Annotated in this window: 2 protein-coding genes; both read left to right on the forward strand. The window is 51.2% G+C overall.

Annotated features, from left to right (window positions below; genetic code table 11):
* Nucleotides 1-900, forward strand: a 900-nt coding sequence (gene pilM, locus U9P07_12225; GenBank protein MEA2110170.1) for a pilus assembly protein PilM, incomplete at its 5' end; no start/stop codon positions are given.
* A gap of 5 nt (nt 901-905) precedes the next feature.
* On the forward strand, nt 906-1538 hold the full coding sequence (locus tag U9P07_12230; GenBank protein MEA2110171.1) for a PilN domain-containing protein: 633 nt from the start codon (nt 906-908) through the stop codon (nt 1536-1538).
* Nucleotides 1539-1617 lie beyond the last annotated feature (79 nt).

A 1617-nucleotide genomic window follows, 5' to 3' on the forward strand; every position in this document is an offset into this window, starting at 1 on the left:
CTGGGGTCTTATCGGAAACGGGGGATTCAAGTGGCCATGTCCTTGCCGTCGGAAATGGTAATCCTTCAGGAGTTGCAACTGCCACGGACGGCGGAAAAAGATATTCCCCATGCTATTTACTGGGCGCTGAAAGAAAAAATGGAACAGTCCCCGGATATTTTCCAGCGGGACCACCTGGTTCTGGACAGCAGCCGGCAGGGACAGCGGGAAACCATGAATGTGCGGGTCTATATGGCTAAACAGGATGATGTCGTCCGGATTGAGGCTTTGTTTGACCGGCTTGGCCTTTCCGTCCAGTACCTGGAGCCATCTGATGTCGCCATGGCTGCATCCTTTACCCATTGTCCTCCGTCCGAGATTGGGGAAAATCCTCTGGTGATGAATATTGGTGGTGAAGGGAGCAGCATCACCATCATGCACCGGAATCTACCGTTTTTAAGCCGTCAGGTGGGAATTAATACCCGGGCCTGGACAGCCTCTTTGGCATTGAAAAAGGGTCTGGATGAGGATGCCGCTCGCCAGTTGGTCTTTGAGCATGGGGTCAGTTATTTCCGTCAACGCTTTGACCAGCCGGCGGCAGGCGAGTTGCAAGAGGTAGTGTTTAAAGCGCTTGAAACCGATATTCAGCAGCTGGCCCTGGAAATTCACCGGACCATTGATTATTTCCAGAGCAGTATGCATAAAGGTAAGGTGGAGCAGCTGGTCCTTGCCGGTGGCGGCTCAAAGCTGGCGGATCTGGATCACTACCTGGATGAGACCCTGGGGATTCCCTGCATCATTTACGATCCTCTGGAACAGCTGGATTTTTCCGCCTGTCGGGGTGATGAAGAAAAAGTGGCAATCTGTCGGCAGCAGGCAGCAAGATTTATGGTGGCTGTCGGCATGGCATGCCGGGAATAGTATTTATGCAAAGAATCAACCTTTCAACCCGTAAAAAGACGCTTGCGGTTCAGGCCAGCAGATTGCCGGCGGTGATTCTGGTGGCGGTGGTCATAGTTCTTCTTCTGGTCCTGGGGGGGGATTATCTGTCCCTGCGTCACCAGTACGGGCAAAGCAGCCAAAAATTGCGGCAGCTGGAAGCCCGGCATGCGGCCTTGCAGGAGCAGTCAAGAAACTACCAGAACCTGGTTGATCAGATCAGGACGATGGAAAGTCGGTATAAAAAAACCGCGGAACAACTGCAGATGGCCGCGGGCATTAAAGCGCAGCGTCATGACTGGTATTCGATTATTGCCGCCATCAGCCGTCAGGTTCCTAAAAGAGTCTGGTTGACTGATATCAGCTCTTCAAGCGAAAATTCTGCCACAACTGCTGCTTCCGAAGCTGCCGGTACTGATTCACCAGTTCAAAAAACCATCGTCACGATCACCGGTCGAGCCCTGGACAGCCCGGCAATTGTTCGCTATCTGGAAAACCTGCAAACTGAAACCGATATCCTGGCAGCGGTGGATTTCAGCGAAGTAATCCGCATTGAAGCTGATGAGAATACCGGCATTCCCGCTCATTTTTCCTTTGTGGTATCCTGCCGGTTGAAATAAATTTATTCTGTAAAAATTACGCGAGAGGAGATCCTGGATGAACAGAAAAACTAAATATATTTCTTCTTTTCTGGTTTTC

This window comes from Pseudomonadota bacterium, from assembly GCA_034660915.1.
In the GTDB taxonomy this organism is placed as follows: domain Bacteria; phylum Desulfobacterota; class Anaeroferrophillalia; order Anaeroferrophillales; family Anaeroferrophillaceae; genus DQWO01.

Coding starts and splice junctions, on each gene's coding strand:
- U9P07_12230 (MEA2110171.1), top strand. CDS start 906: ATGCAAAGAATCAACCTTTCAACCCGTAAAAAGACGCTTGCGGTTCAG.